Source organism: Aliidiomarina maris (genome assembly GCF_003987335.1).
GTDB classification, from domain to species: domain Bacteria; phylum Pseudomonadota; class Gammaproteobacteria; order Enterobacterales; family Alteromonadaceae; genus Aliidiomarina; species Aliidiomarina maris.
Map to the genome: position 1 here is coordinate 109,352 of NZ_PIPK01000005.1, position 16,526 is coordinate 125,877.

Here is a 16,526-nt window from a genome sequence, read left to right on the forward strand (position 1 = left end):
TACACTATAGCACTCGCACGTGACTTAAGAGCTTTAGGTAATGAAAGACAACTCTCAGGAAACCACCCATTTCGGGTACAAGACCGTTGAAAAGTCTCAAAAAAAGAACCTCGTCGCTGGTGTTTTTGATTCTGTCGCGGCTAAATATGACGTCATGAATGACGTCATGAGTTTCGGTATTCACCGCTTATGGAAGCGTCAAACTATCGATAGCAGCGCAGTGCGCCAAGGTCAACGTGTACTGGATTTAGCCGGTGGTACCGGTGACTTGACCGCCAAGTTCTCACGTATTGTTGGCCCGCAAGGTCAGGTAGTACTAGCGGATATCAATGCGTCAATGCTTAAAGTAGGTCGCGATAAACTTCGCAACTTAGGCATTGTCGGTAACGTCGATTACGTGCAAGCCAATGCCGAAGAACTGCCTTTCCCCGATGACCATTTTGATCTGATTACCATTGCATTTGGCCTGCGCAACGTCACTGACAAAGACAAAGCACTACGCTCGATGTTACGTGTACTGAAACCGGGCGGACGTCTGTTGGTGTTGGAATTCTCGAAACCAGAGCACGATGCACTTAACACGCTGTATGATTTCTATTCGTTTAATATCTTACCGCAGATGGGCGGATTGATAGCCAACGATAAAGAGAGTTATCAATATTTGGCGGAATCTATTCGTATGCACCCTGATCAAGAGACGCTCAAGCAGATGATGCAAGACGCGGGCTTTGAGCAAGTGACTTACCAAAATATGACCGGCGGTATTGTCGCCTTGCACCGTGGGTTCAAGTTCTAATGCCCACCCAAGCGCTGATTAACGCTTTTGCCGAGCGTCTGGTGAATACTGCCCTCGCGGAGGACAGAAATGCCCCGAAGCGCTTAGCGGCAGTGAAGGGCAAAACCTTTCGCCTGCGCTTGGATATGTTGCCGTGGCCGTTAACGATGACGTTTTGCGCTGACCGTGTGTTTTTTATGGGTGAGGATTACGACGCAGTGGACGGTGAAGTGACCACCAGTGTGGCGGTGTTATCGACCTTGCGCGATGCCAGTCAGGTGACGGCTGCCTTGCAGCGCGGTGAATTACAACTTAGCGGCAACCCAATTTTTGCACAGCAAGCGAGCCAAGTATTGCTAGGCTTAGAGATTGATTGGGAAGAGTCGTTTGCCAAACGTATTGGTGATGTACCTGGCTACTGGGCAGGGCAAGGGCTCGCATGGTTACGCCAGCAGCGCCCCAACTTGGATGCTTGGCAGCAGTGGTTCGGCGAAACTTTGAGTGAAGAAAAAAAGCTGACCGTAGGTCAGGTTGAGTATGCGCTGTTTAGCGACGAATTGAAGCAGTTGGCGCAACGTGTGCGTCAATTAGAAGGCGGTGAATCATAGTGCGAAGTCTGCGGTTTTACAGAATCATTCGAACTCTCTTACACTACGGGCTAGACGACTTAATTCCAAAGCGTTGGCAACCATGGTATCTGCGTACCGTGCGTGTGACCTGCTTCTGGCTGCGTAATCGGCATAAAGACAAGCCATTGGGCGTGCGCTTACGTTTAGCGTTGGAGGAGCTTGGTCCCGTATTTGTCAAAGTCGGCCAAATGCTCTCCACGCGGCGCGATTTATTGCCGCCTGAAGTGATTACACAATTGGCTATGCTGCAAGACAACGTGCCCCCATTTAGTGGTGAAGTTGCCCAGCGTATTATCGAAAAAGCCTTAGAAATTGAGCGCATTGACCAGGCCTTTGTGGATTTTGTCCAGCGCCCCATGGCCTCAGCGTCGATTGCCCAAGTCCATAGTGCAAGCATTCGCTTGGAAAGTGGCGATATTAAGGATGTGGTGGTTAAAGTCATTCGTCCCGACATTCGTGACACCATTCACGCCGATTTAGAGCTGATGGAATCCATCGCCGCGCTGGCAGCTAGGTATCTGCCTGACGGTCGCCGCCTTAAACCCAAAGAGGTGATCCGCGAGTATCGTAAGACCTTATTGGATGAGCTGGATTTGCTGCGTGAGGCGGCGAATGCCATTCAATTGCGGCGTAACTTCAATCAGTCGGATGTTTTGTATATTCCCGAGGTATACACCAAGTTTACGCGCCACAATGTGATGGTTATGGAGCGTATCGCTGGGGTGCCAGTGGGTGACGTAGATACGTTACGCGCACAGGGCGTAGACTTGAAGCTGCTGGCAGAACGGGGCGTCGATATATTTTTCACCCAAGTATTCCGTGACAGTTTCTTCCACGCGGACATGCACCCAGGTAATATTTTCGTGGACCCGAGTAACCCGAATGACCCGCGTTACTTGGCCATTGACTTTGGTATCGTAGGCACCCTAAATCGTGAAGATAAGCGCTATTTAGCCGAAAACTTTATCGCCTTTTTTAATCGTGACTATCGCAAGGTCGCTGAGTTGCACGTCGATTCAGGGTGGGTACCAGATTACATTAATATCGAAGAATTCGAGTCGGCGATTCGTACCGTATGCGAGCCTATTTTTGAAAAGCCGTTGAAAGACATTTCATTCGGTGGCGTGCTGCTTAATTTATTCAATACTGCGCGACGCTTTGAAATGGAAGTACAACCGCAGTTGGTGTTATTACAAAAGACCTTGCTGTATGTCGAAGGGTTAGGCCGCAATTTATATCCGGACTTAGACCTGTGGAAAACTGCAAAGCCTTATTTAGAGCGCTGGATGCATGAGCAAATTGGCTGGAAAGCCATGTGGCGCTCGTTAAAAGCCAACGCGCCTTACTGGGTCGAGAAGCTGCCAGAAATGCCAACTTTATTGTACGACACATTACGCCAGTCACAATCATCAATTAAGTTGTCACAGTCGTATATGGAAGATATTATGCGTCAGCAGCAAGAGGCTGCAGAGAGTCGTATTTGGGCCTTCGGTGCTAGCACTTTAGCTATCGCGACCTTAGCCCTTGGCTTGATGTTAGACGAGCCTTGGTGGGCGGCATTGACTGGGGTGGCATCAGCCATTGGTTGGTACAAGGCTTGGAGCGACCGGCCTAAACATTTTATGCAATAGACGAGGTAAACCATGGGTGGAATTGGTATTTGGCAATTATTAATTATTGCGGTCATCGTGCTGTTGCTATTTGGCAGCAAAAAACTACGTGGCATTGGCGGCGACTTAGGCGCTGCGTTGCGTGGCTTTAAAAAAGAAATGCACGAGGATGACAAGCCCAAGCATCAAGACAATGTCGAGCATAAAAAGACCGACGCTGACTTTGAGTCAACTACACAGACACGCGACAAGCATTCAGACAAGCGTGATTAAGTATGTTTGATATCGGCTTTTGGGAGCTGCTAGTGGTGGGCTTAATTGGCTTAGTGATACTAGGCCCTGAGCGCTTTCCGCGTGCTATACGTTCGTTACAGGCGTCACTGCATAAGGTGCGTCAATTCGGCAGCCGGATGGAAGCTGAAATTAACCATGAGCTCAGAATTAAAGAGCTGCACGACAACCTGAAAAAAATTGAGCAAGCCGACGATATCGACAATCTACCAGCTGAACTCAAGCAGTCCTTAGCCGAGTTACAACGTGCCGCTGCCAGTGTGAATCGGCCCTACGCAAAACCCGACGCCCCAGAACCAACGCAGGTCGATGACGCCGCTCAGAAGCCTGATAGCGTTAAGGTCACGGACACGCATCAACAAGACGACAACACTGAGGGCCGCAATGACCGAACCTCATGACGGCTCGCTATTAGCCCACTTAGCCGAGCTACGCAGCGCGTTATTGCGCGGTATTGCCGCAGTATTGCTGATTTTCGTTGCGCTTATCTATTTTGCCCGCGATATCTATCACTGGTTAGCCACACCGTTGATGGCGCACTTGCCGGAAGGGGCGAGCATGATAGCCACGGACGTAGGCGCACCCTTTTTTGCCCCCTTCAAGTTGACGATGGTGGTGGCCTTTGCCGCTGCTGTGCCATTTTTATTGCACCAAATTTGGCGCTTTATCGCACCTGGTTTGTACAAGCATGAGAAACGCTTAGTCGCCCCGTTATTGATTAGCTCCACCCTGCTGTTCTACGCAGGTATTGCGTTTGCTTACTATGTGGTACTGCCGCTGGCGTTCGCATTTTTTACCACGATGGCGCCTGAGGGCATTACGATCGCGACGGATATTTCCAGCTATCTCGATTTCGTACTAAAAATCTTCTTCGCTTTTGGTATCGCATTTGAAATTCCGGTGGCTGTCTTATTATTATGCTGGAGTGGCACGACAACGCCCGAGCAATTAAAGAGCAAGCGTGCTTATGTGATTGTGGCTGTGTTTGTGATTGGCATGCTGTTGACGCCCCCTGATGTGATTTCACAAACCCTGCTAGCGATTCCAATGTGGCTATTGTTCGAGCTGGGCCTACTATTCGCGCGCTTCTATACCCCTAAATCATCAGAGCCGGAAAACTCTGAAGGAGATCAACCATGAAAATATTGAAAAAAAGTATGGTCAGTCTTACGGTGCTAGTTTCTTTCGCTGCCCCAGCCCTTGCACAGGCAGACACTTCAGAATTATCGCGTCAATTGACGGAGTGTCGCAGTGTTGAAAGCGCGCTAGAGCGCCTTGATTGTTATGATCGCGTGACTCGCAATTTGGCCGCGCCGGAAGCTAGACAGCGCGGTGAGCAAGCACGTGAGCAAGCTCAACAAACACGTGAGCGGGCGGATGATTTCGGTCGTGAACATCGAAATATTGACCAATCCGAAGGTCGGCGCTGGGTGAATGTAGAAGAGACATGGCAAAATGCGCATGGGCTGTGGCGCTTTCGTTTAGACGATGGTTCTGAGTGGCACCAAACCCAAAGTAGCTATTTCGCGTTTGATCCAGATACCCGTCATTTTATTGAGCGCGGTGCGCTGAACTCATTCCGCTTAGGACAAGAAGGCAGTAATCGCAGTGTGCGGGTACGTCGAGTTGATTAATCATGTGGACTGATAGCGGCGTCAATTTACCGCCAGCGGAGCAACTGGACGATTTTCGCCGCCAATTGGACGCAGCACAAGCCGCGGGCGTCACCCGCTTTGTGCTCATCGGTTCTGATGTAGCCGAAAGCCGGCGAGCCATAGAGTTTGCTGAGCACGACCCGCGTTGCGTGGTGGCGGTAGGTGTACACCCGCATCACGCAGCGACTGTCGAATCAAATTACATCGCGCAATTACGTGAGTTAGTGCAGCACCCAGCGGCACGAGCGGTGGGTGAATGTGGGTTAGATTATAATCGTAATTATTCACCACCGGACATTCAGCGCAAGGTATTCGCTGAACAAGTGGCACTGGCGATCGAAGTTCAATTACCATTGTATTTGCATGAACGTGACGCATTGGCGGATCAGTTGGCGATTCTGAGTCCTGTGCGCCATCAGCTTCGCGCAGCCTTAACCCATTGCTTTACCTCCGACGTTGCGGCGCTACAAGCGTATCAGGATCTCGATTGTTATATTGGGGTGACAGGCTGGGTATGTGACGAACGCCGCGGCCAAGCTTTGGTGGAGGCGGTGCCACAGATCCATTCAGAGCGTCTGGTGCTTGAAACTGATAGCCCTTATTTATTGCCACGCAATATTAAGCCAAAGCCTAAGTCACGTCAGAATAAGCCAGAATATGTCACCTATGTGGCTGAGCGCGTTGCCCAGCTGCGTGGTGAAAGTACCAGCCAACTGAGCGCCAACACCGAGCACAATGTAAGCCGCCTGTTTGGGCCGTGGCCGAGTTAAATTATTGATAGAAGGAAAATATTGCATGACTGTGTACAGTGGTTTCCCGCACCGTCGTTTACGCCGCTTACGTGCCCACGATTTCAGCCGCCGCTTGGTCAGTGAACATCAGCTGACGGTGAATGACTTAATCTACCCAATGTTTGTCCTACCGGGCGAGGGTCAGCGCGAAGCGGTGAAGTCTATGCCTGGCGTTGAGCGCCTTTCCATTGACTTGCTGTTGAAAGAGGCGGCTGAATTAGTCGCTTTAGGCATTCCTATGCTGGCTATTTTCCCGGTGACACCCGCCAGTGATAAGTCGCTATTGGCTGAAGCCGCCTATGCAGACGACGGCTTAGCCCAGCGGGCGGTGCGTGCGCTAAAGCAGCAATTTCCGCAGCTTGGGGTTATGACGGATGTTGCTCTTGACCCATTTACCAGCCATGGGCAAGACGGCATTATCGATGACCAAGGTTATGTGCAAAACGACATCACTACCGAAATACTGGTGCGTCAGGCGTTGTCTCACGCACGGGCAGGCGCCGATGTGATAGCGCCATCAGACATGATGGACGGCCGCATTGGCGCAGTTCGTGAAGCGTTAGAGCGCGAAGGCTTTCATAATGTACAAATTATGGCGTACTCAGCGAAATATGCGTCAGCTTACTATGGGCCGTTTCGTGACGCAGTCGGCTCGGCGGCCAACTTGAAGGGTGGTGATAAGAAAACCTATCAAATGGACCCTGCTAATGGCAATGAAGCCTTGCATGAAGTCGCTCTGGATATCGACGAAGGTGCTGACATGGTGATGGTGAAACCAGGTATGCCTTATTTGGACATTGTTCGCCGTGTGAAAGACGAGTTCAAAGTCCCGACTTTTGCGTATCAGGTCAGTGGTGAATACGCCATGCATATGGCAGCGATTGAAAATGGCTGGTTAGGCGAAGAGACTATTTTTGAAGGCTTGCTGGCATTCAAGCGCGCTGGCGCCGACGGTATTTTGACTTACTTTGCTAAGACAGTGGCGCAAAAGTTAGCTGCTCAGGCGCGTTAAGTTGCTCCTGTTCGGCTTCGAGCAAGCTGAGCAGGAACGGATTGCGTTGCAGGAAATCAGTGGGCGCTTGCAGGTACAAGTGCTCCCCACGGGCTTTCAGGTCGTGAGCTGCAACGCTGTCGTTGGTACGTCGCTGGCATAGCACGATGGCCAAACGCGCCACGCGCTCTAAATGGCGCATTGCCATTTGCGGGTGCGGATTGGCGTCATTGTCATCATCAATAATCCCAGCGGTGGCCGCAATCAGTTCGACCAACTGCTGGCGCTGAGCTTGGTTGAAACCTGGCATGTCGAGGTGTTGCAGCATATAGGTGGCATGGGCGCTGGCTTGCTTATAGGCCAAACTTAAACCCAGTTCATGGGTATACGCGACGGCTCGCAACAGCTGTTCAGCATGGGCTGGAAACACCCACTCGCTGCGTAGTTGCTGGTAAAAGCGGTGCGCTAATTGATGCACCCGAATAGCTTGCTCAGTATCCAGATGATAGGTCGCTGCAATGGTGTCGAGTGTACGCTGTTGCACATCGCTTTGCTCGACGCTCTGTTGCTGCTGGCTCAAGAGGGCATAAATCACCCCTTCGCGCAGCGCCCCAGACGTTGGCTGTACTTGCTGTAAACCCAGCCCACGCATCACCCCAAGCAAAATGCATAAGCCACTTACAAATACAGGCTTACGCGCAGCTTTCAGGCCCGGAATTTTGAGTGAATCATGCCCACCGCAGGCTACACATTGAGCGAGAACCTGCTCCAACCACGCGCGCTCAAACTGGTATGGCATCTCTTGCGCGTGAGCAATTTCCTGCAGTGCTTTGAAGGTGCCAGACGCGCCCAGCACAATACTATCCTGCACTTGGCTATATTGGTTTGCCACTACCTCACAGCAATGTTGAGCCGCTTTAATGGCGGCCTCAGTATTTGACGCGGTGATAGCCCCTTGGTCTGGCTTAAAGAACTGGGTATACCAAGTCACGCAGCCCATATCTAAACTATTCAAAGTGTCGGCACGAAAACCTTGCCCCTGGACTAATTCAGTCGATGCGCCGCCAATATCGATGATCAGCATGGGTTGCTGGAATGAGGTGGTATGGGCAATACCCTGGTAAATCGTGGCAGCTTCTTCGTCGCCACTGATAATGTCGATAGGGTGGCCTAGGGCCGCTTCGCATGCCGCAATAAAGTCTTGGTCATGCCGCACTTTGCGTAGGGTGGCAGTGCCAACCGCTCGAATATGACGGCTATCAATATCTTGTACGCGATCCGCGAAAATCTTTAAGCACGCAAGTGCGCGCTGTTTGGCGTCGTCATCGAGCTCGCCATTAGGGCCCAAGCCTGCAGCAAGACGCACTTTGCGCTTAATTTTACTGACCACTTGGACGCCACCAGCGACGACCCGAACCACTAACATATGGAAGCTATTAGAACCCAGGTCTATCGCTGCATAGTAAGCTTTCGAGCGCGTCGCTGTCATTCAGTCGCAGTCCTAATTAACTACTACTCTTGGCACTATTGTGGCCACCGCGATTACCTTGACGACGCGGGCCTGAGTGGCGGCGCGACACATTTTTTCCGCTTTGCATGCGACGCTTTTGCGGGAAGTGCGGACGTGGTACATCGGTTAACAATGCGTCGGCGTCATACTTACTGACCGGAATTGAGTGCTTAATGTAATCCTCAATGGCCGGCAGATTATAGACGTATTCTTCACAGGCTAAACTGACGGCTTTACCACTCGCGCCAGCACGACCAGTACGGCCGATACGGTGCACGTAGTCTTCACAGTCATCGGGCAAATCAAAGTTGTAAACGTGACTCACCGCTGGAATATGAAGGCCACGCGCCGCGACATCAGTGGCGACCAAAATGTCGACTTTGCCTGTAGCAAAGTCGTCTAAAATCTTGAGTCGTTTGCGTTGCGCTACGTCACCCGTTAGCAAACCAACGCGGTGTTGGTCAGATTTAAGCCACTGGTAAACCTTCTCGCAACCATGTTTTGTATTGGAAAAAACGATTGCCTTGTCCGGCCAATCCTCTTCAATCAGAGTCAGCAACAGGGCAATTTTGTCTGGCTTTGACGGGTAAAAAAGCTCTTCCTCGATGCGAGCGCCAGTCATCTGCTCAGGCTCTACTTCAACACTGGTTGGCTCATTCATGTGCTCGTAGGCGAGCTCTTTCACGCGTAGTGACAAGGTGGCTGAGAACAATAAATTCAAGCGTTCTGCAGGCGAACCCATGCGTCTGAACATGTAGCGGATGTCATCGATAAAGCCAAGGTCGAACATGCGGTCAGCTTCGTCTAAAACCACCACGTCAATGGCATCAAGCTGATACACGCCTTGCTTACAATAATCGATAAGGCGACCACAGGTGCCGACTAAAACATCAACGCCTTCAGCCAGTTCCGCGCGTTGCGCTTCGTAGTTCTCGCCGCCGTACACGACTGCTAGTTTTAATCCACATTGACGTGCGAGTTCTGCGGCATCGTTATGAATTTGCACCGCGAGTTCGCGGGTTGGTGCCAACACTAAGGCGCGCGGTTGCTTGGACTCAGGGTCTTTGCGCGGCGTCGTCATCAGCTGGTTAAAAATGGCAACTAGAAAAGCCATTGTCTTACCGGTACCGGTTTGGGCTTGTCCAGCAACGTCTTTACCCTGCAACGCTAAAGGCAGGCTTAATGCCTGAATCGGCGTACAGTATGTAAAGCCAACTTTATTTAGGGCATCGAGTACACTCGAGTGCAATCCAAGGTCGGCAAACTTGGTTTCGGTTAGGTGTTTTTCGCTCATGTTGCTCAGCATATCAGGTTTACGCTTGCAAAAAAAAACATAAATGATTAAATATGTATTCTAACTTTAAGTCACAGCGCCCTTGCTGTGAAAAACGACCGGAGATGTAACATGAGCGACAAAATTGTTCAGCTGAGCGACGAAAGCTTTGAAGCAGACGTGATTAACGCTGATCAACCCGTCCTTGTTGATTTTTGGGCAGAATGGTGTGGCCCCTGTAAAATGATCGCCCCTATTCTGGATGACATCGCAGACGAGTTCGCAGGCAAAGTGACTGTGGGTAAGCTGAATGTCGACCACAACAACGAAACCCCGCCAAAGTACGGTATCCGTGGTATCCCAACGCTATTACTGTTCAAAAATGGTGAAGTTGTTGGTACAAAAGTAGGTGCCATGTCGAAGGCTCAACTGAGCGAGTTTATCAGCGAGCACGTGTAAGGCTGATTAGCTGTGTAGCTCACACGAGTGTGCTGCGACTACGGACGAGATTAGTGAGCGCGACGCCTGTTTCAGGCGCCGCGCTTATTTTATCAGCGCGTTGTAATGACGCATCAAAGGCTGCACCCCAGATGTCAGGCATATGACAATTGCGTAATTTCTGCCGCAAAACTGGACGTTGTCTAGTTTTGGTGTTATTTTCACCTTGTAGCGTTTCCTGACCTGCCGAAATAACCATCCTCATCGGCATCAAAGCTACACATTTAATGACTCTAAATCCCGAATTCTTACGTACTTACAGCGAGCACGCGTGACCTGTAGGGTACAGGTTGAACTTAATTTCAAACTAATTTGATAACCTTCTAAGACCTACCGCTTATGAATCTGACTGAACTGAAAAATAAACCAATTAGTGAATTGGTTGACCTTGCCAATGACATGGGCCTTGAAAACACGGCTCGCCTGCGCAAACAAGACATAATTTTCTCTATCCTAAAAGCCCACGCGAAAAGTGGCGAAGATATTTTTGGCGACGGCGTGCTGGAAATTTTACAAGACGGATTTGGCTTCCTGCGTTCAGGTGACTCATCTTACTTGGCCGGCCCTGACGATATTTATGTGTCGCCAAGCCAGATTCGCCGTTTCAATTTGCGCACCGGTGACACGGTCGCTGGTAAAATTCGTCCACCGAAAGACGGTGAGCGGTATTTTGCGCTATTGAAAATTCGTGAAGTAAACTTTGATAAGCCAGAGAACTCACGTAACAAGATCTTATTTGAGAACTTAACCCCGTTGCATGCCAATGAGCGTTTGCGCATGGAACGTGGTAACGGTTCAACGGAAGACATTACCGCGCGTATTTTAGATTTGGCCTCACCGATTGGTAAAGGTCAGCGTGGTTTGGTGGTGGCACCACCAAAAGCAGGTAAAACCTTGCTACTACAAAATATCGCGCAATCAATTGCGGCGAACCACCCAGACTGTAACTTGATGGTATTGCTGATTGACGAGCGTCCGGAAGAAGTTACCGAAATGAGCCGCTTGGTGAAAGGGGAAGTCATTGCGTCAACTTTTGATGAACCAGCCAGCCGCCACGTTCAAGTCGCCGAGATGGTTATCGAGAAGGCTAAGCGCCTGGTTGAGCACAAAAAAGACGTGGTTATCTTGCTGGACTCAATTACCCGTTTAGCCCGTGCATACAACACCGTGATTCCGAGTTCAGGTAAAGTCCTGACTGGTGGTGTCGATGCTAACGCACTGCATAAACCGAAGCGTTTCTTCGGTGCCGCACGTAACGTTGAGGAAGGCGGCAGCTTAACTATTATCGCTACCGCACTGATCGACACGGGTTCGAAAATGGACGAGGTCATCTACGAAGAATTTAAAGGTACAGGTAACATGGAATTGCACCTGAACCGTAAAATCGCCGAGAAGCGTGTTTTCCCTGCTATCGACTTTAACCGTTCGGGCACACGCCGTGAAGAGTTGCTAACCTCTCAAGACGAGCTGCAGAAGATGTGGGTATTGCGTAAGATCCTGCATCCGATGGGCGAAGTCGAAGCGATGGAATTTTTAATCGACCGTTTAGTTATGACCAAGACCAATGACGAGTTCTTTGAGTCAATGAAGCGCCAAAAGGGCTAACTAAGCCAGTCACGCGTGATGGTGAGAACCAGATTAGTATCATTCCCGTAGTTAAGCATACAACTGCGGGCTGGTTCTCAACCTGCCCCCTCTTTTCACCAGCAGCGAGCATTCCAGCATGAAGTATCAAGACTTGCGCGATTTTTTGCAGCAGCTAGAAGCGCAAGGTGAGCTTAAGCGCATTAAGCAGCCCATCGACCCATACCTTGAAATGACCGAAATTGCCGACCGTACGTTAAAAGCCGGTGGCCCAGCCCTATTGTTTGAAAACGTCAAAGGCCACAGTATGCCGGTACTGGCCAACTTGTTTGGTACTCCAGATCGAGTGGCTAAAGGCATGGGCCAAGACAAGCTCAGCGCATTGCGCGATGTCGGTACACTGCTCGCTTATCTAAAAGAGCCGGAACCACCTGCTGGCTTTAAAGACGCAATCAGTAAGTTGCCGTTGTTGAAAAAAGTGCTGAGCATGGCACCCAAAGTACGCAAAAACGCGCCTTGCCAAGAGGTGGTTTTAACCGGTGACGAGGTCGATTTAAGTAAAATCCCAGTCCAGCATTGTTGGCCAGGTGACGCTGCACCACTGATTACCTGGGGCTTGACCGTGACTCGCGGGCCACATAAAAAGCGCCAGAATTTAGGTATTTACCGTCAACAGGTGTTGGGTAAAAACAAGCTGATTATGCGTTGGTTAAGCCATCGTGGTGGTGCTCTGGATTACCAGGAATTCTGTCGTCAAAACCCGGGCCAGCGCTTTCCCGTGTCGGTGGCATTAGGTGCCGACCCAGCAACGATTTTAGGTGCGGTCACGCCAGTGCCTGACACCTTGTCAGAATACGCGTTTGCGGGCCTACTGCGCGACGGTAAAACTGAGGTTGTGAAGTCAATTAGTAACGACTTACAAGTGCCGGCACACGCGGAAATTATTCTTGAGGGTTACTTAGAAGCAGGCGAAACCGCGCCTGAAGGGCCGTATGGCGACCACACTGGTTACTATAATGAAGTCGACGAGTTTCCAGTATTTACGGTCACCCACATTACCCATCGCAAAGACCCGATTTATCACAGCACGTATACGGGGCGTCCACCCGATGAGCCGGCAGTGCTTGGGGTTGCGTTGAACGAAGTTTTTATCCCGATTTTGCAAAAGCAATTTCCGGAAATTGTCGACTTCTATTTACCGCCAGAAGGATGCTCTTACCGCATGGCGGTGGTGACGATGAAGAAGCAATACCCGGGCCATGCGAAGCGCGTGATGATGGGCGTGTGGTCGTTCTTACGCCAGTTCATGTATACCAAATTCGTGATTGTATGTGACGATGATATCAACGCGCGCGATTGGCACGACGTGATCTGGGCGATTACCACGCGCATGGACCCAGCCCGTGATACGGTGATGGTTGAGAACACGCCAATCGATTACCTGGACTTCGCGTCACCGGTGTCGGGGTTAGGCTCAAAGATGGGGATGGACGCAACCAATAAATGGCCAGGCGAAACCGACCGTGAATGGGGCGAACCTATTGTGATGGACCCTGAAGTCAGCGCCCGTGTCGATGCGATGTGGGATGAATTAGGAATTTTAAAGTAGGCATCTATGTCAGTTTTACGTTGTCAGTTAACCAGTATCAAAGCGCTTACGCAACACGTATATCGCGTCGAACTAAGCCCCTCAGCGCCGTTAGTATTCCATGCTGGGCAGTATCTGCAAGTGGTCATGGGTGAGAATGATAAGCGCCCGTTTTCAATCGCTTCTATGCCAGCTGAGCATAGCCGGATTGAGCTGCACATTGGCGCTGAACCTGGCAACACCTATGCTGGGGAAGTGATGCAAACCTTGCAACAGCAAGGTGAAATTACCATTGAAGCGCCGCTTGGCGTGGCGCATTATCGCGCTGAAAGCCAACGCCCGCTTATCCTGCTTGCTGGCGGCACGGGTTTTTCTTATACCTGGTCAATCTTGCAGCAGCACTTGGCTAGCACGGACAGCCGTCCCGTGGTGTTGTACTGGGGCGCCCGCGAGTTGGCTGATTTGTACATGCATGAGCAATTGCTGCAACTACAACGCCTGCATGAGAACTTCAGTTATCGCCCAGTCCTTGAGTCGCCGCCGAGCGACTGGCAAGGTTCACCTGGCTTGGTTCATCATGCGTTGCTCGGTGACTTCAAGGCCCAACTGGCACAATTCGATGTCTATGTCGCTGGTCGCTTCGAGATGGTGCGTGTGGTGCGTGATGAGTTTACCCAGCATGGGCTTCCCATTGAACAGCTCTACGGCGATGCATTGAGCTTTATTTAATTCGGCGTTATACTGCCGCCCGAATACCAAGGGGTGCCTTTTTTAGGCTGAGATGCGCAAGCGAACCCTTTGTACCTGATCCGGTTAATACTGGCGTAGGGATTGGTAATACAATTCATTCAAGATTTTTATCTTAGCCGATAACCGGATCTCATCTTTTTGGCGCCTAGCGCTATGAATTCACAAAGACGAGATCCATGATGCAAACTATATTTAATAAAACCCCTTTAGCTTTACTGTGCTTAAGTACGTTCACCACCGCTTCGGTGTGGGCGCAAACCAACACCACCCCAGACGCGACCCCAGATACAGACGCGATTGAGCGGATTACTGTGACCGGCGAATTTCGCTCCACAGGTCTTGAAGACGTGCCTGCTAGCGTCAGCGTTCTGCGCGCTGAAGACGTGCGTGCACGCCAGGCCGAGCACCTCGAAGACGCACTAGCGATGGCGCCGAACGTTAACCTAGCGGCCGGCGGCTCGCGGGCTAACTTCTTCCAAATTCGTGGTATTGGTGAGCGCAGCCAGTTTGTCGATCCGATTAACCCATCGGTGGGTTTAGTGGTTGATGGTATTAATTACAGTGGCTTAGGCCACGCCGGTACTTTGTTTGATATCGGCCAAGTCGAAGTGTTTCGCGGCCCGCAAAGTACGCGCTTTGGTGCCGATGCAATGGCGGGCATGATTTACTTAAGCAGCACGCCGTTAAGCCCCGACAACAATGGCTTAGCAGAAGTCAGCTGGGCGAATTACTCCAGTTATGCCGCTGGGGTAGCCTTTGGCGGCGCACTCAACGACCAATTCGTAGCGCGCGGCTCGTTATACCACTACCAAAGTGACGGTTTTATTGAAAATACCTTCTTGGGCCGCACTGATACCAACGGCCAAGACGAATTAACCTTGCGCTTAAACGGCCTGTGGACACTTAGCCCTGACTTAGACGTACTGCTGACTTATCATCGCTACGACATTGATAACGGCTATGATACCTGGTCACTGGATCTTGACCGCACTACGTTATCTGACACCCCTGGTCGCGATACATTGGACAGCCATGCATTTCGCAGCCAACTCAATTACCGCGCCTTGCAAGCGGCTGATATTGAATTTGCAATCAGCTATTTAACCGCCGAGCAAGAGTATAGTTTCGATGAGGACTGGGCTTTTGAAGGCATTCGTCCAGATTGGGAATACAATTCCTTCGACGCTTATTTTCGCGACCGCGACGACCTCACCTTAGAATTGCGCGCATTGTCAGACCAGCCTGTCATGTTAGGCAATCTGGCGACGGACTGGGTGGCAGGTGTGTATTGGCGCCAAAGTGATATGGATCTTACGCGCAACTACACCTATTTAGCGGCACCATTTAGTAGTCAATACGAAACCGAAAACTGGGCGGTGTACGGTGAATTAATCCAGCAATGGACCCCACAGTTGCGCGCTACCTACGGTGTGCGCGTGCAAGGTTATGACAATGACTACCGTGACAGCCGCAATATTACGGCTAACCCCAGCGACACCACATGGGGTGGGCGTGCGTCATTGCAATACCAAGTCAATGCCAATGAGCAGTTCTACGCGTCGTTATCGCGTGGGTTTAAGCAAGGCGGCGTGAATGGTGAAGCACTTGGGCGTGCAGGCGATCGCGGCTTAGAAGAAGCGAGTGAGTTTTTGGAGTCGGTGGCAACCTTCGCCCCTGAGCTGCTGACCAATAGTGAATTAGGCTACCGCTTATACTTGCCAGAGCAGAGCTTAGGCCTGAATTTAACGGTGTTTTACAGTTGGCGAGAGGACATGCAGGTCAACGCCTACGTATTGCGCGACCAGCAGTTCGTGACCTACTTGGATAACGCATCGTCAGGGCGTAATTACGGCGTGGAAGCGGAACTTGATTATGTGCCACGTGATGATTTACGCCTGTTCGCCAGCTTAGGTGTGATGCAAACCGAATTGCGGGACTTCGAACTTGAGGGCGGCGTAAATATTAGCGGCCGTGAGCAAGCCCATGCACCTAATTATCAATTGCATACTGGGCTGGAGTGGAATTTACAGCCGAACTTAATGTTCCGTGTTGAGTTAGACGCGCGCGATGGTTTTTACTTCTCGAATACGCATGACGAACGCGCTTCAAGCTATCAGTTATTGCACGCACGGTTGAATTATCAGCTCGGTGATTGGATGCTGAGCCTGTGGGCACGCAACTTGACTGACGAAGACTACGCCACCCGTGGCTTCTTCTTCGGCAATGACCCGCGTGATGAATATACGCCAAAAAATTATGTGCAGTATGGAGAGCCGCGCCGTTTTGGTCTGACCGCCCGTTACAGCTTTTAAGGAATTGCTATGAGTTTACCATTGAGTGCCGAAATATCTCTTTATCCGCTCGCGGCTGAGTATCGCAGTGTAATTCAGGGCTTTGTCGATCGCTTAGCGAGTTATGACGATATCCGCGTAAATACCAATACCATGAGCACGCAGATATTCGGTGACTTCCGCCGCGTCATGCAGGTTCTCACTGATGAGTTGGAAGTGCTATATCAACAAGCGCCAAGCCAAGTGTTGGTGTGCAAATTTATCAACCGTGATCTGCGCCCCGAGTAAGC

At 50.8% G+C, this 16,526-nt stretch carries 17 protein-coding genes and 1 riboswitch; of the genes, 15 read left to right on the forward strand and 2 right to left on the reverse strand.

The window, feature by feature from the left end; all coding sequences use genetic code 11:
* Window positions 1–40 precede the first annotated feature (40 nt).
* The 9 genes from ubiE to hemB are packed head-to-tail and all read left to right on the forward strand — an operon-like array spanning window position 41 to window position 6,763.
* The gene (ubiE, locus tag CWE07_RS07110; RefSeq protein WP_111569204.1) at window positions 41–796 is read left to right on the forward strand and encodes a bifunctional demethylmenaquinone methyltransferase/2-methoxy-6-polyprenyl-1,4-benzoquinol methylase UbiE; all 756 of its coding nucleotides are present in this window, start codon (window positions 41–43) and stop codon (window positions 794–796) included.
* A complete protein-coding gene (locus tag CWE07_RS07115; protein ID WP_111569203.1) occupies window positions 796–1,383 on the forward strand; it encodes a ubiquinone biosynthesis accessory factor UbiJ in 588 nt (195 codons plus the stop codon). The genes ubiE and CWE07_RS07115 overlap by 1 nt, the downstream gene beginning before the upstream one ends.
* Complete coding sequence (gene ubiB, locus CWE07_RS07120; protein ID WP_181452260.1) at window positions 1,383–3,035, forward strand: ubiquinone biosynthesis regulatory protein kinase UbiB; 1,653 nt, start codon at window positions 1,383–1,385, stop codon at window positions 3,033–3,035. The genes CWE07_RS07115 and ubiB overlap by 1 nt, the downstream gene beginning before the upstream one ends.
* A 12-nt stretch (window positions 3,036–3,047) precedes the next feature.
* Window positions 3,048–3,287 carry a twin-arginine translocase TatA/TatE family subunit gene (gene tatA / locus CWE07_RS14635; protein ID WP_111569201.1) on the forward strand — a complete coding sequence of 80 codons (240 nt, stop codon included), beginning with the start codon at window positions 3,048–3,050 and terminating at the stop codon, window positions 3,285–3,287.
* Between the two features lie 2 nt (window positions 3,288–3,289).
* Window positions 3,290–3,706 carry a Sec-independent protein translocase protein TatB gene (gene tatB / locus CWE07_RS07130; RefSeq protein WP_111569200.1) on the forward strand — a complete coding sequence of 139 codons (417 nt, stop codon included), beginning with the start codon at window positions 3,290–3,292 and terminating at the stop codon, window positions 3,704–3,706.
* The gene (tatC, locus tag CWE07_RS07135) at window positions 3,690–4,445 is read left to right on the forward strand and encodes a twin-arginine translocase subunit TatC (RefSeq protein WP_111569199.1); all 756 of its coding nucleotides are present in this window, start codon (window positions 3,690–3,692) and stop codon (window positions 4,443–4,445) included. The genes tatB and tatC overlap by 17 nt, the downstream gene beginning before the upstream one ends.
* Window positions 4,442–4,939 carry a hypothetical protein gene (locus tag CWE07_RS07140; protein WP_111569198.1) on the forward strand — a complete coding sequence of 166 codons (498 nt, stop codon included), beginning with the start codon at window positions 4,442–4,444 and terminating at the stop codon, window positions 4,937–4,939. The genes tatC and CWE07_RS07140 overlap by 4 nt, the downstream gene beginning before the upstream one ends.
* Window positions 4,940–4,941: 2 nt before the next feature.
* Complete coding sequence (locus CWE07_RS07145; RefSeq protein WP_111569197.1) at window positions 4,942–5,730, forward strand: TatD family hydrolase; 789 nt, start codon at window positions 4,942–4,944, stop codon at window positions 5,728–5,730.
* A 25-nt stretch (window positions 5,731–5,755) separates the two neighbouring features.
* Window positions 5,756–6,763 carry a porphobilinogen synthase gene (gene hemB / locus CWE07_RS07150; protein WP_111569196.1) on the forward strand — a complete coding sequence of 336 codons (1,008 nt, stop codon included), beginning with the start codon at window positions 5,756–5,758 and terminating at the stop codon, window positions 6,761–6,763.
* Here hemB and CWE07_RS07155 read toward each other — a convergent pair.
* Together CWE07_RS07155 and rhlB are read right to left on the reverse strand one after the other, a co-directional pair.
* On the reverse strand, window positions 6,723–8,231 hold the full coding sequence (locus CWE07_RS07155) for a Ppx/GppA phosphatase family protein (protein ID WP_111569195.1): 1,509 nt from the start codon (window positions 8,229–8,231) through the stop codon (window positions 6,723–6,725). The two genes, hemB and CWE07_RS07155, sit on opposite strands and share 41 nt — an antisense overlap.
* 16 nt (window positions 8,232–8,247) lie before the next feature.
* Window positions 8,248–9,546, reverse strand: coding sequence for an ATP-dependent RNA helicase RhlB (gene rhlB / locus CWE07_RS07160; RefSeq protein WP_111569311.1), 1,299 nt, complete (start codon window positions 9,544–9,546; stop codon window positions 8,248–8,250).
* Between the two features lie 111 nt (window positions 9,547–9,657).
* Here rhlB and trxA point away from each other — a divergent pair, with 111 nt between their 5' ends.
* From trxA to CWE07_RS07190, 6 genes are all read left to right on the forward strand, one after another.
* Complete coding sequence (gene trxA / locus CWE07_RS07165) at window positions 9,658–9,984, forward strand: thioredoxin TrxA (protein WP_111569194.1); 327 nt, start codon at window positions 9,658–9,660, stop codon at window positions 9,982–9,984.
* A 378-nt stretch (window positions 9,985–10,362) separates the two neighbouring features.
* The gene (gene rho, locus CWE07_RS07170; RefSeq protein WP_111569192.1) at window positions 10,363–11,628 is read left to right on the forward strand and encodes a transcription termination factor Rho; all 1,266 of its coding nucleotides are present in this window, start codon (window positions 10,363–10,365) and stop codon (window positions 11,626–11,628) included.
* 118 nt (window positions 11,629–11,746) lie between these two features.
* Window positions 11,747–13,216, forward strand: a complete 1,470-nt coding sequence (ubiD, locus tag CWE07_RS07175; protein WP_111569191.1) for a 4-hydroxy-3-polyprenylbenzoate decarboxylase — start codon at window positions 11,747–11,749, stop codon at window positions 13,214–13,216.
* Between the two features lie 6 nt (window positions 13,217–13,222).
* Window positions 13,223–13,924: an NAD(P)H-flavin reductase gene (fre, locus tag CWE07_RS07180; RefSeq protein WP_111569190.1), complete on the forward strand. Its 702-nt coding sequence runs from the start codon at window positions 13,223–13,225 to the stop codon at window positions 13,922–13,924.
* 19 nt (window positions 13,925–13,943) lie between these two features.
* Window positions 13,944–14,044, forward strand: a riboswitch (TPP riboswitch).
* A gap of 77 nt (window positions 14,045–14,121) precedes the next feature.
* A complete protein-coding gene (locus CWE07_RS07185) occupies window positions 14,122–16,257 on the forward strand; it encodes a TonB-dependent receptor (protein WP_241974089.1) in 2,136 nt (711 codons plus the stop codon).
* Window positions 16,258–16,266: 9 nt separating this feature from the next.
* Window positions 16,267–16,524 (forward strand): hypothetical protein, encoded by a 258-nt coding sequence (locus tag CWE07_RS07190; protein WP_111569189.1) that lies wholly within the window; start codon window positions 16,267–16,269, stop codon window positions 16,522–16,524.
* The last annotated feature ends 2 nt before the right edge of the window (window positions 16,525–16,526 follow it).

Excerpts from the sequence above, each read along its gene's own strand:
- CWE07_RS07115 (WP_111569203.1), top strand. The coding sequence starts at position 796 with ATGCCCACCCAAGCGCTGATTAACGCTTTTGCCGAGCGTCTGGTGAAT.
- ubiE (WP_111569204.1), top strand. The coding sequence starts at position 41 with ATGAAAGACAACTCTCAGGAAACCACCCATTTCGGGTACAAGACCGTT.
- CWE07_RS07190 (WP_111569189.1), top strand. The coding sequence starts at position 16,267 with ATGAGTTTACCATTGAGTGCCGAAATATCTCTTTATCCGCTCGCGGCT.
- rho (WP_111569192.1), top strand. The coding sequence starts at position 10,363 with ATGAATCTGACTGAACTGAAAAATAAACCAATTAGTGAATTGGTTGAC.
- tatA (WP_111569201.1), top strand. The coding sequence starts at position 3,048 with ATGGGTGGAATTGGTATTTGGCAATTATTAATTATTGCGGTCATCGTG.
- tatB (WP_111569200.1), top strand. The coding sequence starts at position 3,290 with ATGTTTGATATCGGCTTTTGGGAGCTGCTAGTGGTGGGCTTAATTGGC.
- trxA (WP_111569194.1), top strand. The coding sequence starts at position 9,658 with ATGAGCGACAAAATTGTTCAGCTGAGCGACGAAAGCTTTGAAGCAGAC.
- ubiD (WP_111569191.1), top strand. The coding sequence starts at position 11,747 with ATGAAGTATCAAGACTTGCGCGATTTTTTGCAGCAGCTAGAAGCGCAA.
- rhlB (WP_111569311.1), bottom strand. The coding sequence starts at position 9,546 with ATGAGCGAAAAACACCTAACCGAAACCAAGTTTGCCGACCTTGGATTG.
- hemB (WP_111569196.1), top strand. The coding sequence starts at position 5,756 with ATGACTGTGTACAGTGGTTTCCCGCACCGTCGTTTACGCCGCTTACGT.
- CWE07_RS07185 (WP_241974089.1), top strand. The coding sequence starts at position 14,122 with ATGATGCAAACTATATTTAATAAAACCCCTTTAGCTTTACTGTGCTTA.
- fre (WP_111569190.1), top strand. The coding sequence starts at position 13,223 with ATGTCAGTTTTACGTTGTCAGTTAACCAGTATCAAAGCGCTTACGCAA.
- CWE07_RS07155 (WP_111569195.1), bottom strand. The coding sequence starts at position 8,231 with ATGACAGCGACGCGCTCGAAAGCTTACTATGCAGCGATAGACCTGGGT.
- tatC (WP_111569199.1), top strand. The coding sequence starts at position 3,690 with ATGACCGAACCTCATGACGGCTCGCTATTAGCCCACTTAGCCGAGCTA.
- CWE07_RS07140 (WP_111569198.1), top strand. The coding sequence starts at position 4,442 with ATGAAAATATTGAAAAAAAGTATGGTCAGTCTTACGGTGCTAGTTTCT.
- CWE07_RS07145 (WP_111569197.1), top strand. The coding sequence starts at position 4,942 with ATGTGGACTGATAGCGGCGTCAATTTACCGCCAGCGGAGCAACTGGAC.